Source organism: Vagococcus sp. CY53-2, assembly GCF_022604695.1.
In the GTDB taxonomy this organism is placed as follows: Bacteria; Bacillota; Bacilli; order Lactobacillales; family Vagococcaceae; genus Vagococcus.
This window is the reverse complement of record NZ_JALAHP010000007.1, coordinates 296-13,170: the sequence shown is the minus strand read 5'-3', so window position 1 is coordinate 13,170 and position 12,875 is coordinate 296. Positions and strand designations below refer to the sequence as shown.

Genomic DNA, 12,875 nt, shown 5'->3' with positions numbered 1-12,875 from the left:
GTTGTTGGAATCGCATCTAGTGCTGTTAGTTGTGCTTTGTAGGTAAATACTTTTGAAGGAGTTTCAATTATGACTGATTTAGAATCACCTATGGAAATTGAAAATTTCATAAGAAGTAACGGAGATATACCACAGTCTAATTATTTTGTAGCTGAAAAAAGTTGGAAACCTTCTCTACAATTAAGGGGAAGTAATTCATACATATGGACCTACTTTAGCAGAAAACCATGTCTATTAATTTTTACTGAAAAGGAATTAATACTCCATAATTATTGGGGGAAATCGAATGATAAAAATAGGCATATTCCGTTGAGAGAGATTAAAAATTTTGATATTGAAATTTTAACACCATTTAATGAATACTGCCTTAGCTTTGAACATGAAAAAAAATTCTATTTTTATATTAAAAGTAAAGAAAATATTTTAGATAAAATTAGTGATAATGAAGAGTTTTCTCTTAAAAATTTCAACTCTCTTATTGAAAAAAATTTCTTTGGGCTTTTAAATAGTTAACCTAATAATTAGTTGTTTTATCATTAGGTAGACATAATTGGCGTTATGTCGAGCTGTAGACTTACCATGTATTACAGACGACAACATTGTGACTCTGAAAAGGTCTACCTCAAAATTAAAAAAGAAACCTTATTTGAAGGGTTTCTTTTTTATGAAGATAGTGAAATATTAAAAATAGTTTTAGTAGAAAAAGTTATTGAACCAACTCGTGTATAGAAGAAGGCTTTGAGCAAACTATTCTTATTTATAAAGATTAATGAATAGTTAGTTGTCAACTATCCGATAATGAGTTTTTTCTGACAAAAAGAATGGGTATGACTTTCAACACATCACTCATATAGCAACAAAACATGTAACTTTGCTATAATAAAATAAAATAGATACAATAGAGGAGTATTAGTGATGGATTCGATGGATATTATAAGTAACTTGAAAAATCAAACAATCAATTATGATAGTGTGTTGTTAAAGTTAATTCAAACATGGCAAAAAGAGGAAACACGTCCAACGATATTGCTACACAGTTGTTGTGCACCATGCAGTACCTACACATTAGAGTTTTTAACGGATTACGCAGATGTCACGATATACTTTGCCAACTCCAATATTTATCCTGAGAGTGAATATAAAAGGCGAGCGATGGTTCAACAGGAGTTTGTAGAAACATTTAATCGTGAGTATCATAAAGAAGTGGCGTTTATCGAAGCTGATTACGAACCAAATGAATTCATTAAAATAATGACTAAACAGGGATTAACATCTGAGCCAGAAGGTGGAAAAAGGTGTACGAGTTGTTTTCAGATGAGATTAGACCTAGTGGCTGAAGAAGCGCAAAAAAGAGGATTTGATTATTTCGGTAGTGCCTTAACGATTTCTCCAAAGAAAAATGCTCAACTGATTAATGAGATTGGATTAGACATTCAAAAGATTTATGACGTCAATTATTTGCCAAGTGATTTTAAAAAAAGAGGTGGCTATCAAAGATCAATTGAATTATGTAGAGAATACGATGTTTATCGTCAATGTTATTGTGGGTGTGTTTTTGCTGCTAAACAGCAAGGGATAGATTTAAAAAACATCAATAAAGAAGCAAAGCAGTATTTAAAAGAAGCTGAATTATAAAAAGCATTTCTCTTTTTCTCGAGAAATGCTTTTTTATTTAAAATGTCATAGGTGTTAATGAGTCAGTATAGATAGCTAATACATCATCAGCGCTAAGTGGTACATAGGCTTTTGTGCTGATATTTGAATGCTTCACTGATTGTTCAGCCATTTCATTTAAGAGCGAGTCATCTATACCGACTTCTGGCAAGGTCATTGGAACGCCCCACTTAACAAAAGTGTCATAAGTTTGTTTAATGGCTTCTTTTGCTATGATGTATAGGTCGTCATTTAGCTCTAAATCAAACACACGGTGTCCGTATAAAGCGAAACGTTCGACTGTGTCATCATTTAAGACGTGTTCCATCCATCTTGGTGTTAAGATAGCTAAACCAATGCCATGAGTAATATCATAATAAGCACTTAATTCATGTTCCATTGGATGACATGACCAAACGCCAGTTTTTCCATTTCCAGTTAAACCATTAAGTGCTAAAGAGCTTGCCCACATTAAATTAGCGCGAGCTTCATAGTTTGTTGGATCGGTTAAAGCTGTTGGCGTGTAATGCAACACTGTTCTCATTAAGCCTTCAGCAATGCCGTCTTGAACCATGGTATCTGGTGTTTGATTAAAATAATTTTCAATTAAATGACTAAAAATATCTGCTGAACCAGCCATTGTTTGATAGGTTGGAACAGAGAATGTGTAAGTGGGATCTAAAATTGATACTTTGGGTGTGACCAGGCGTGTATGGAAACCTAATTTTTCTTTTGTTTCTTCATTTGTGATAACTGCTCCCCCATTCATTTCTGAACCTGTTGCGGCGATCGTTAATATTGTCACAATGGGTAAAGCGTTTGTCAACTTAATCTCATTGTTAACAACGAAGTCCCAAGGGTTTCCATCGTAGAATACACCTGCAGCAATTGCTTTGGAGCAATCAATTGTTGAACCTCCTCCAACAGATAAAATAACATCAACATTATTTTCTTTACAAAGGTCAACACCTTTTATAACAGTACTAAGTCTAGGATTTGGCTCGATGCCACCTAATTCGATGATTTTAGTGTCCGTTCCAATTAAGCGGTAAATATCGTCGTATAATCCATTTCGCTTAATACTACCACCACCATAAGTCAATAATACAGTTTTTCCATATTGCTTTAATACAGTTGGTAATTGGTTAATTTGATTTTTTCCAAATAAAATGTTGGTTTGTGCGTGAAAATTAAAATTCTTCATCAATATTCCCCATTTCTATTATGATATTGTCTTATTTTTGGAAAGATTTGTCAATAATATACTCTTTTGGCTTATATTATGATTAAGTTTTTAACTATTATATAGGCATTAAAGTGTTTTATATAATGATGTATTAATTAGTTAAATTTATAAAAATAAAAAAGATGTATTTATTTAACTTTTTAATATGTTAAAGTTTAAATAGTTATATTATTTATTTTTTATCTTGTTTATTAGGTTATTTTTATTCTTTTATACCTATTATTAGGATAGTAGGTGTCTTTTATTTAGTTTTTGTGTATTCTAAATTGAAAATGGAAGGTATAACATGGATTTATTGAAACATTTTGTCGCTATTATTCCGATAGTATGGCTGATGTTATCATTGGGTGTTTTTCATATACGAGGAGATTTAGCTTGTATGATTGGATTTGTCGGCACGATTATTTTGAGCATAGTGGGTTTTGGGTTCTCTTTTGTGCATAGTATCACATATGGTCTGGGAGGCGTTATGAATTAGCCTTAAAAAAGCGATGTTTTATTGTCTTTTATACACAATCGTTTTATGCCTCGTTGTTGTTGGTATAGGAAAAATGATGAATTACTTATAAAAATAGTACAGAAACAGTAAAAAATTGTTTGTGAAAGTGTTTGAATTAGTCTGAAAGTAGTAAAATAAAGTTGTATTAAAAAAATAAGTTGTTGTTTGGAGGAATCAGAATGAGAGTAAGCATATTTACCAGCTGTGTCGTCGATTTAATGTTTCCAAATGTTGGAATAGCCATGGTAGAGGTACTAGAACGATTAGGATGTGAGGTCGATTTTCCAGAAAAACAAATTTGCTGTGGTCAACCAACGTTTAATAGTGGTTATGAAAAGAAGAGCAAAGCAACACTCATTAATCAATTAGAAGCATTTGAAAACTCAGATTACGTAGTAGGTGGAGCAGGGTCTTGCGTGGGGATGTTACGTGAGTATCCAGAGTTGTTGAAGGATGATGAGGTGTATTATCCTAAAGCAGTTGAATTAGCAGAGAAAACATACGAATTTAGTCAGTTTATTTACCGGGTATTAGGACTAACAGATGTAGGTGCGTGTTATGAAGGTAAAGCAACCTATCATCGTTCTTGTCACATGACACGTCTGTTAGGTGAAAGGGAAGCACCATTTGTATTATTGGATAATGTTGAAGGGTTAGAAATGATTCCATTAGGCCATATTGAAAATTGTTGTGGTTTTGGTGGAACTTTCTCCGTCAAGATGCCAGAGATATCTGAGCAAATGGTGACAGAAAAAATGAACGATGTCATTAACACAGGTGCTGATACTTTAATTAGTGCTGATATGGGATGCTTGATGAATATTGGTGGTAAGTTTAACCGAGATGGTAATCCGATTAAAATCATGCACATCGCAGAAATATTAAATTCAAATGTCGATACTAGTCGAATTCAATTATCTAGCGGGGTGGCAAACTAATGGGATTAACAACAAGTACAAAACCATTTAAAGAGCGATTAGAAGATAGTAAAAAAGATGTCTTCATGCAACAGGCCGTAGCTAAAGCTCAGGATGCTCAATGGGTAAAACGTGAAGGTGCTCGTGACAAATTAGGTAATTGGCAAGAGTGGCGCGAGTTAGGTGAGAGTATCAGACAACATACGATTGCTTATTTGCCAGACTATTTGGAGCAATTTAGTGATAATGTTGCCAAACAAGGTGGGCACGTTTATTTTGCTCAAACAGCAGAAGAAGCTAATGAGTACGTTAAACAAATCGTCTTAGATAAAAAAGCAAAAAAAATTGTTAAATCAAAATCAATGGTCACAACAGAAGTCGATGTTGATCCTATGCTGTTAACACTTGATGGCGTGAGTGTCATGGAAACTGACTTAGCAGAATTTATTTTACAAATGGATGATTGGGATGAACCATCACATATTGTGTTTCCAAGTATTCATAAAAATAGAGAACAAATTCGTGCAGTCTTTGAGAAAAAACTTGGCTACAAAGGGGATAATGATCCAGTAAATTTAGCTAGGTGTGCTCGTGAAGTCATGAGGAAATTTTTCCTTGAAGCAGAAGTTGGGATTACAGGTTGTAACTTTGCAATTGCTGATAGTGGTATGATTAATTTGGATACAAATGAAGGAAATGCTGATTTGACGATTAGTATTCCGAAAACACAAATTGTCTTAATGGGAATGGAACGAATTGTTCCAACGATGAAAGAAGCAGAAGTGTTGGATAACTTATTGGCTCGAAGTGCGGTTGGTCAAAGTTTAACGACTTATGTGACGTTTGCTGGACAAAAACGAGCAGATGAATCAGATGGACCAGAAGACTTCCACGTGATCATCGTGGATAATGGTCGTTCAAATGCGTTAGGAACAGCTTTTCAACCAGTCCTACAGTGTATCCGTTGCGGGTCATGTTTGAATGTGTGTCCTGTTTATCGTCATATCGGTGGACATGGTTATGGGTCTATTTATCCAGGTCCAATTGGTGCTGTCTTATCTCCAGTATTGGGTGGATACAAACAGTTTGGTGAATTACCTTATGCATCAAGTTTGTGTGGTGCTTGTACAGAAACCTGCCCTGTTAAGATTCCGTTACATGAATTATTAATTGAACACCGTAAAGTGATGACAGATGACTTGAAAATGAAACACGGATTTGAAGATTTCCAAATGAAAGTCATTGGTAGTGGCACTGCCTCACCATTTTTATTCAATTCAGCGATTCATATGGCACATGGTGGAATGGGGATATTAAGTAAAAAATCACCAACCTCCGTTACAAATATGTACCAGTTTGGTGGCTTTATCAATAAAGGTCCTGGACTTGTAAAAGGTTGGACAGATGTGAGAGATTTACCAAGACCACCAAAATACAAAGATAGCTTTAGAAAATGGTTTAAAGATCATAAGGCAGGTGCAGACAATGACTAATATTCATAATCGTGATAAATTTTTAGCTAACCTACATGAAAAACTCGGTACAACACCTTTAAATGTTGCAGATCATCCATACATTCCAATAAATGATTTGCCACAAACACACTTAGCAGATAAGAATGTAGACGAACTGCTTGGTATCTGTAAAGAAAAAGTCAAAGATATTCATACTGAGTTGTTAGATATTCCATCAAGTGAGTTACATAATACATTGAAAAAATTGATTGAACAATCAGGAAATGGCAATATTTTGTTACCGAGAGATGATCGTTTTTCTAAAGAGTTATTAGATTTTCTAGAAACAGAATATAGCTCTGATATTTCTTATTGGGATGAGGGAGAAGAGTTTCGTGATAGTAACATAAAAAAAGCAGAAGAAGCCAATGTCGTGATTGCTAATGCTGATTTTATGCTAGCGGAATCTGGCTCGATTGTGGTAGAAACAACACCAGGTCAAGGGCGTTCACTACACTTTTTACCAACACACTATATTTCACTGATTAAAAAAAGTAGCATTGTGGCTCGTTCAACACAAGCAGCCAACTACTTTGCTGAAAAAATTGAAAAAGGTGAATCTGTTGGTTCTGCCATTCATTTTATTTCAGGTCCATCAAACTCTGGTGACATTGAGATGCAATTAGTTGTCGGACTTCATGGCCCGTTAAAAATGTATTATGTTGTATTAAATGATTTATAGACAAGCAAAAAGCATGTAGAGATTTTTCTACATGCTTTTTTTAAACTGTTTGTCCCTGTACAAAAGTAACTGGTAAAAAATAATGGTCTTCTAATTTTTTCTCCACGTCATCAATTCGTTGCATTAACAAGTCAATTAAGATATCGGCATAATCAGTCAGTGGTTGCGCGAGAGTGGTTAGTTGAGGGAAGTAAGTTCTGACAAACTTTGTTCCATCGTAGCCAATCAATTTCATATCTTCAGGAATCGAAATACCTAGTTGTTGGCACTGGTTGTAAACTAAGATAGCTGTTAAATCATCCGTGCAAAACAACCCATCAATGTCTTCGTTTTCTAAAATTCGTTTGATTTCGATGTTTTTTAAGGCAGCTGATTGATAGCTTTGGTCAAACTTAAATACTTTAGGCGTTAATTGATGCTCTTCAATGAACGAAAGGTACCCATTCAGTCGTCTATTAGTTGGTGAGTTTGAGCGTTGGGAGCCAGTTAAAATAGCGATATTTCTTGCCCCTTTTAGAAACAGGGTCTCTGTTGCTAAATATCCCCCTTGAAAATTGTCACTACCAACAATTGGAATGCCATCTGCCAAATATCGATCAAATGAGACGATGGGTAAATCAATGTTCTCGTATTCTTTGATACCAAGATTGTGAGCCCCAGCGATAATCCCATCTACTTTATTTGCTGCTAGCATATTGATGTAGTTTCTTTCTTTTTCTTTATTATTCGCACTGTCGCAAATAATACATTTGTAACCTTTCTCGAATAATCGCGTTTCAATTTTATCAATTAATTCACCATAAAAAGGATTAGAAACAGTTGGAAAAATTAATCCGATTAATTGTGTTTGTTTACCTTGAAGGGATCTGGCTAAACTATTTGGTTGATAGTTTAGCTCCTTCATCGCTTGATTGACTTTATTAATTGTTTTTTGACTTAAAGAGCCATAGTTATTAATGACACGAGATACAGTTGTTGGCGATACGCCAGCTTTTTTTGCAACATCTGTTAATTTAATTGCCATTGATGCTTATCTTCCTTTATCTATTTGTTTGTCGTAGTTCGTAATAAGTGATAGAAGAAGGAACATTGGTATTAACAGTGATATATGTATGATTTGCTTCAGCTTCTGGAAAGACACGAGCAGTTGCTACTTGTTCACCATCATTAATAAAGACTTCCACTAATGATTCATCTACAAATATTTGGAGAGTTAATGGTTTTTGGCTAATAGAAAACTCTCTTGTTTCTCCGTATTCTCTTGCAAAACCATTCCCTATATGACTACGATCGATAATTATTTTACCACAAGTTGTATCAAAGGAGATACTTAATCCGTTCTCTCCATTTTCTTGAGTCATTAATTTAATTTGACCCTTTTCAGAGTCATGGCAATCAATCTCTAATTCATAACAATTTGTTTTTGCATCGTAATGTATTGTTTGGCTCTCAGGTAATTTTATGCTATTTAGACGCAAAGTTTTTGTTTCTTTTGCGGGTAGTTGATATAGTTTATCATCTTTAATAATTAGCTCTTTAATTATGCTTAAGCAATGAGCCCAACCATAGTCATCTGTCGGATAATTCACTTCAGGTAAACCAATCCAACTTACTGCTAAGACACGACCATCAGGACTATTAAATGCTTGTGTGGCATATACGTCAAACCCTTCATCTAAATTTTTTAATGCTGTTGGATTAGTAATGGCGTTAGTTTCTAAATCATAACTATCGCCAATAATATACATATTTGGATAGATATTATCATAATGACAAATGGATTTATCTAAACCTTGTGGACAGAAAATAAGCAACGCTTTGTCATTAGAAAAAACAAGGTTTGGGCATTCAACCATGTATCCCATTGGTTCATTAGTAAAATTTAACTCACCATTTAAAGTCCAATTTTGTAAGTCTTTACTAGTATAAGTTAGTGCTTTTCCTTTATTATCAGTTGTCTGAGCACCGATAATCAATAGATAGCCATCATTGAATGGAATAATTTGTGGGTCTCTAAAATCATGAGAAAAACCAACAGGTGGATGATCAATTAAGGGTTCATCGATTTTTGTAATATGATTAGTTGTATCCATCCATGCACCGAGTTGGTAAGAACGACGTTGCCAATTATCATCACGCACATTTCCAGTGTAAGCTAGTAATAATTTATCATTAACTGGTAAGGCTGATCCGGAATAAACCCCGTGACTATCAAAAAACGTATCAGGTTCTAATGCTAAACCCTCATACGTCCAATCGATTAAGTTATCAGAGGTTAAATGCGCCCACGATTTAACCCCATGAACAGGTCCGATTGGATAGGCTTGATAAAACAGTTGCCATTTTCCATTAAAGAAAGAAAAACCATTTGGGTCATTTAATAAACCTGTTTTAGGTTGGATATGATAACCTAATCGCCATGGCGAATGAGTAACAGTTGTAATCAATTCTTTTATATAGTCAGTGTCCCAATCATTATATTTTTTGTATCTATCAGGTGTTGTCCATTCTTTTTTTAAAACCATAATGTTCCTCCTAGTAAGCGTATTCGACACATAAATAGTAAGGTATTTGCTCTTTTTTGTCAAACGTATATCAATTTAAAAAGCACTTTATTTATAAGGTAATGTCATTAAAAAAAGATATAATGAATATTTTTGATAAACGTTTGACATTTATGGGAAAAGATGACATAATCTAAATCGAGAAAAGCGATTACATTATAAACATGTTGTAGGAGGAGAAACAATGGATTACAAAAAAGTCGCACAAGAGATAAACAATGCTTTAGGGCAAGATAACTTACAAGCAGCCGCTCATTGTGCCACCCGTTTAAGGTTAGTGTTAAAAGATTCTGGTAAAGTGAATCAAGCTGCTTTAGATAATATTGATGCAGTTAAAGGAACGTTTGAAGTAAATGGGCAATTTCAGATTATTATTGGGGCAGGTGAGGTGAATAAAGTCTATAAAGAATTAGTTGCTTTAACCAATGTTAAAGAAGTATCAACTTCAGAAGTTAAAGAAGAAGCAGCAACTGGAAAAAAACAAAATCCAATTATGGACTTTATTAAAGTATTATCTGATATTTTTGTTCCAATTGTTCCAGCGTTAGTTGCTGGTGGTTTGTTGATGGCGTTAAATAATGTCTTAACAGCTGAACAGTTATTTGGCCCTCAATCAGTGGTTCAAATGTACCCGGTGTTACAAGATTATGCAGGAATTATTAATTTATTAGCTTCAGCACCGTTTGCTTTTTTACCAATACTAGTTGGGTTTTCTGCAACCAAACGTTTTGGTGGTAACCCGTATCTAGGAGCGGCCATGGGGATGGCGATGGTTATGCCAGATTTAGTCAATGGGTATGGTGTAGCAAATGCTATCGCAGATGGTACAATGAATTATTGGCATATTTTTGGTATGGATGTTGCACAAGCTGGCTATCAAGGATCTGTTTTACCAGTTTTAGCCGTATCTTGGATTTTAGCAACATTAGAGAAGTTTTTCCATAAACGTATATCAAATGCTTTTGATTTTACGTTTACACCGATGCTAGCATTGATTATTACAGGTTTCTTAACCTTTATATTTGTTGGACCTGTCATGCGTGGTGTATCTGATGGATTGACTGATGGTTTAGTATGGTTATATGATACAACAGGAGCAATTGGGTTAGGAGTGTTTGGTTTATTCTATTCACCTATTGTGATTACTGGTTTACATCAAAGTTTCCCTGCAATTGAAACAACTCTTTTAGCAGAAGTAGCTAAAACAGGAGGCTCATTTATCTTCCCTGTGGCTTCTATGGCCAATGTGGCACAAGGTGGGGCAGCTTTAGCCGTGATGTTTTTAACAAAAAATGAAAAACAAAAAAGTTTAGCAACTTCAGCAAGTATCTCAGCCTTACTTGGTATTACAGAACCAGCCATTTTTGGGGTTAACTTAAAACTTAAGTTTCCATTTATCTGTGCAATGATAGCTTCAGCCGTTGCAACAACATTTATTGGATTCTTTCATGTTTTAGCTGTTGCAATGGGACCTGCTAGTGTGATTGGCTTCATTTCAATTGCACCAAAATCAATTCCTTATTACATGATAGGAATTGTCATTAGCATTGTTGTAGCGTTTATCACAACTTATTTATATGGTAAGAAAAATGGTCATCTGTTTGCAGAAGCTACTGTGTCTGGTGATTCAACTAATACAGCAGTAGAAATAAATGAAGATCCTGAGGAAAGTATTAAAACTGTACAAGATGATGTGTTAGAATCTCCAATTGCTGGTGAAGTCGTTCAATTGAAAGATGTCAATGATCCGGTATTTTCTCAAGAGATGATGGGAAAAGGGATTGCGATTTCTCCGACTGATGGCAACGTGTATGCCCCTGCTGATGGTGAATTAACTGTTGTGTATGATTCAAAACATGCGTACGGTATTATGACAGATAAAAAGGCTGAGGTATTGATTCATATCGGTATTGATACAGTGCAATTAAATGGTGAAGGATTTACAACTGAAAAAACAAGTGGTGACATAGTTAAAAAAGGTGATTTATTAGGAACAGTTGATTTAGACTTGTTAAAAGAAAAAGGCTATGATCCTACTGTGATGATGATTGTTACTAATACAAATGCTTTTAGTAATATTGAAGCATTAAATAAAAAAGAAGTAGCAGCTAAAGAAGATTTATTAGTTGTGACACAACCAACTGAATAATTTAAGAAATACTTGTTATTGGGCTTACTAAGGTTGCCTGATAACAAGTTTTTTTATTATATACAAGGGTTTATTTTAATATCCATCTTTAGGGACTTGACTTGATTCTTTCTAACGTTATAATTTAGATTAACAAAAATAAAAAATTAGGTATACCTAAAAAAGGAGAATAGAATGAAAAAAGTTTTATTATTGAGTACATTAATTTTGGTTGGATGTCATATAGATAGCAGTGTTGTAGAGGCATCAGATATAAGAGATGAAGTCGTTATGTTGGATACGGAACAGGCAACACTTTTTAAAGATAGTCAAGGAGTCATATACAAAATCATTAATGATAAAGAAAGTCAATTAGAAGTTCAGGTGGGGGATGGTGAACAGCCGATTCCTAATTTATCAACTAATGTCATCATTCCCTCATATGTTGAGTTTGATGGAAAAGAATATGCGGTGACTCGTGTAGGGAGTTTTGCGTTTACAACGTATGAGGATGAGGCAGGTCAGATTTCTGAAGCAGGTTCAAATGTTGAAACTCTCTCGTTGCCAAGTAGCATTAGAAAAATAGAAGAAAAAGCGTTTTATAGTGCTATTAATTTAATGTCTGTTTCAATTCCAAAAGAAAGCCAATTGGAGTCAATCGGAGATAATGCCTTTGCGTTTTCAGGGTTAAATCAATTTTCTTTACCAGACTCAGTAACAACTATTGGAAAGAATGCTTTTACATTTAATCACAGTTTATCTTCCTTTGATATTTCGAAAGCGTCTAAATTGACATCTATTGGTGAGGGAGCTTTTAGAACAAATAAAAAATTACGTTCATTCTATCTGCCGAAAAATGTGACCACTATTGGTGCATTTCCTTTTTCAGGTGCAATTGCTCTAGAAGATATTTCAGTTGATGATGAGAATCAAGTGTATTCATCAAATGAAGGCGTATTATTTAATAAAAATCAAACAGAATTAATCACGTATCCTGCTGATAAATATGCAAGGGAATACGTTGTTCCGGATACAGTGACGTTGATTAGTGAGAATGCATTTGAATACAATACTGGGTTAAAAAAGATTGCCTTAAATAATAACTTGGAAAAAATAGATAATTTGGCATTCAAAAACATGTTGAAATTAGAAGAAGTATCTCTGGGTAATAAAATCGAGCATATTGGTCGTTTAGCATTTTATAGTATTCCTAATTTGAAAAGCTTAACCATTCCTGATTCTGTTGTGTCATATGGAAAAAATCCTTTTTATGAATTAAGTGGATTAACCGACATTACATTTGGTAACCGAACACAAGAGATTCCTAATGGATTTATGGGTGGAGATTTTGCTAGTTTAGTATCAGTCGCATTTTCTGCACCAAATTTATCGGTTTCTGAAGAGGCATTAAATTTTTCGTCTTATACAGATATTAATAATATTCAATTTGTGGTAGCAACAGATAATGATAAAGTAAAATTAACGAATGCTTTGAAACTTGATGAGAATAATGTTTTAGTGGAAACACCAAGTGAAGTAGAAACACCAAGTGAAGTAGAAACACCAAGTGAAGTAGAAACACCAAGTGAAGTAGAAACACCAAGTGAAGTAGAAACACCAAGTGAAGTAGAAACACCAAGTGAAGTAGAAACACCAAGTGAAGTAGAAACAC

General features: G+C 34.2%; 10 protein-coding genes. 7 read left to right on the top strand and 3 right to left on the bottom strand.

The window, feature by feature from the left end; all coding sequences use genetic code 11:
* The first annotated feature begins 69 nt into the window (after window positions 1-69).
* Complete coding sequence (locus MN581_RS08800) at window positions 70-513, top strand: hypothetical protein (protein ID WP_241699619.1); 444 nt, start codon at window positions 70-72, stop codon at window positions 511-513.
* Window positions 514-915: 402 nt separating this feature from the next.
* On the top strand, window positions 916-1,635 hold the full coding sequence (locus MN581_RS08795) for an epoxyqueuosine reductase QueH (protein WP_241699618.1): 720 nt from the start codon (window positions 916-918) through the stop codon (window positions 1,633-1,635).
* 37 nt (window positions 1,636-1,672) lie between these two features.
* On the opposite strand, the gene MN581_RS08790 is transcribed toward MN581_RS08795, so the two are convergent.
* Entirely contained in the window at window positions 1,673-2,857 is a 1,185-nt protein-coding gene (locus MN581_RS08790) for an iron-containing alcohol dehydrogenase (protein WP_117974071.1), read from the bottom strand.
* Window positions 2,858-3,577: 720 nt separating this feature from the next.
* Here MN581_RS08790 and MN581_RS08785 point away from each other — a divergent pair.
* From MN581_RS08785 to MN581_RS08775, 3 genes are read left to right on the top strand one after another with little or no spacing between them, the layout of a single operon-like run.
* Window positions 3,578-4,336: a (Fe-S)-binding protein gene (locus MN581_RS08785; protein ID WP_117974075.1), complete on the top strand. Its 759-nt coding sequence runs from the start codon at window positions 3,578-3,580 to the stop codon at window positions 4,334-4,336.
* Window positions 4,336-5,808, top strand: a complete 1,473-nt coding sequence (locus MN581_RS08780; RefSeq protein ID WP_241699617.1) for a LutB/LldF family L-lactate oxidation iron-sulfur protein — start codon at window positions 4,336-4,338, stop codon at window positions 5,806-5,808. Before MN581_RS08785 ends, MN581_RS08780 begins: the two co-directional genes overlap by 1 nt.
* Window positions 5,801-6,511, top strand: a complete 711-nt coding sequence (locus MN581_RS08775; RefSeq protein ID WP_241699616.1) for a lactate utilization protein C — start codon at window positions 5,801-5,803, stop codon at window positions 6,509-6,511. Before MN581_RS08780 ends, MN581_RS08775 begins: the two co-directional genes overlap by 8 nt.
* Window positions 6,512-6,551: 40 nt before the next feature.
* Here the strand turns inward: MN581_RS08775 and MN581_RS08770 are convergent, their stop codons facing one another.
* Both MN581_RS08770 and MN581_RS08765 read right to left on the bottom strand, forming a co-directional pair.
* Entirely contained in the window at window positions 6,552-7,535 is a 984-nt protein-coding gene (locus MN581_RS08770; protein WP_241699615.1) for a LacI family DNA-binding transcriptional regulator, read from the bottom strand.
* A gap of 16 nt (window positions 7,536-7,551) precedes the next feature.
* Window positions 7,552-9,036, bottom strand: coding sequence for a sucrose-6-phosphate hydrolase (locus tag MN581_RS08765; protein ID WP_117974083.1), 1,485 nt, complete (start codon window positions 9,034-9,036; stop codon window positions 7,552-7,554).
* Between the two features lie 223 nt (window positions 9,037-9,259).
* On the opposite strand from MN581_RS08765, the gene MN581_RS08760 reads away from it, so the two are divergent.
* Both MN581_RS08760 and MN581_RS08755 read left to right on the top strand, forming a co-directional pair.
* On the top strand, window positions 9,260-11,224 hold the full coding sequence (locus MN581_RS08760) for a sucrose-specific PTS transporter subunit IIBC (RefSeq protein ID WP_241699614.1): 1,965 nt from the start codon (window positions 9,260-9,262) through the stop codon (window positions 11,222-11,224).
* 174 nt (window positions 11,225-11,398) lie between these two features.
* On the top strand, window positions 11,399-12,875 hold a 1,477-nt coding region (locus tag MN581_RS08755; RefSeq protein WP_241699613.1), incomplete at its 3' end, for a leucine-rich repeat domain-containing protein.

What these genes read in the sequence shown, in the direction of transcription:
- MN581_RS08785 (WP_117974075.1), top strand. Translation starts at nt 3,578, where the DNA reads ATGAGAGTAAGCATATTTACCAGCTGTGTCGTCGATTTAATGTTTCCA.
- MN581_RS08760 (WP_241699614.1), top strand. Translation starts at nt 9,260, where the DNA reads ATGGATTACAAAAAAGTCGCACAAGAGATAAACAATGCTTTAGGGCAA.
- MN581_RS08800 (WP_241699619.1), top strand. Translation starts at nt 70, where the DNA reads ATGACTGATTTAGAATCACCTATGGAAATTGAAAATTTCATAAGAAGT.
- MN581_RS08795 (WP_241699618.1), top strand. Translation starts at nt 916, where the DNA reads ATGGATTCGATGGATATTATAAGTAACTTGAAAAATCAAACAATCAAT.
- MN581_RS08770 (WP_241699615.1), bottom strand. Translation starts at nt 7,535, where the DNA reads ATGGCAATTAAATTAACAGATGTTGCAAAAAAAGCTGGCGTATCGCCA.
- MN581_RS08775 (WP_241699616.1), top strand. Translation starts at nt 5,801, where the DNA reads ATGACTAATATTCATAATCGTGATAAATTTTTAGCTAACCTACATGAA.
- MN581_RS08765 (WP_117974083.1), bottom strand. Translation starts at nt 9,036, where the DNA reads ATGGTTTTAAAAAAAGAATGGACAACACCTGATAGATACAAAAAATAT.
- MN581_RS08790 (WP_117974071.1), bottom strand. Translation starts at nt 2,857, where the DNA reads ATGAAGAATTTTAATTTTCACGCACAAACCAACATTTTATTTGGAAAA.
- MN581_RS08780 (WP_241699617.1), top strand. Translation starts at nt 4,336, where the DNA reads ATGGGATTAACAACAAGTACAAAACCATTTAAAGAGCGATTAGAAGAT.